The organism is Achromobacter sp. JD-1, assembly GCF_038594925.1.
In the GTDB taxonomy this organism is placed as follows: domain Bacteria; phylum Pseudomonadota; class Gammaproteobacteria; order Burkholderiales; family Burkholderiaceae_B; genus Achromobacter; species Achromobacter spanius_C.
Map to the genome: position 1 here is coordinate 1 of NZ_JBCGCS010000106.1, position 566 is coordinate 566.

A 566-nucleotide genomic window follows, 5' to 3' on the forward strand; every position below is an offset into this window, starting at 1 on the left:
CTGCTGGCGCGTAGCTTGTAAAAATCACTGCGATGGGCATCCACAAGTTCCGTGGCAAACGCGAAGCGGGTGTTCCTGCCAATTTGGGCGCGCAACCGCTTGGGGTCCGCGCTGCGCCCCAACTGGGTCAGTTCGTCAATGCGCATGTTCGTGGCACGCTTGCTGATGCTGGCGGCCAGCCAGCTTCGGGTGATGCCGTGGAGGAACCATTCCTTGCCGGTCGATCCGTAGCGCAGGGACTGGCGGCCCAGGCTGGAATACCAGGCCAGGGCGCCGCCCGCCAGATTCGTTTCGCCGGCGGCGGCCAACGCTTCAAATAAGCCATTCGCCTTGTCGAATAGATCGGCCAGATGTTGAACCGCGACGAACCCCGCGTGCACTTGCTGGATCATCCTGTCGTTGGATAGGACAGGGTCATGCGCTTCGGTTTGCGCTCGAATTCGCGCTTCTTCCCGCGTGCGCTGCAATTCCGCCTGAATCTCTGTTTGGTTCAGCGCAAAACCACGCATCGCCAAGTTGGCGCGTTCGCTTGGGTTGCCGGTCCACCACTTCTCGATCAGATCCGC

Annotated in this window: 1 protein-coding gene; it reads right to left on the reverse strand. The window is 61.1% G+C overall.

The window, feature by feature from the left end; all coding sequences use genetic code 11:
- Positions 1 to 392 (reverse strand): hypothetical protein (locus WBR68_RS31440; protein WP_230696280.1); only part of this gene is annotated, 392 nt, incomplete at its 3' end.
- Positions 393 to 566 lie beyond the last annotated feature (174 nt).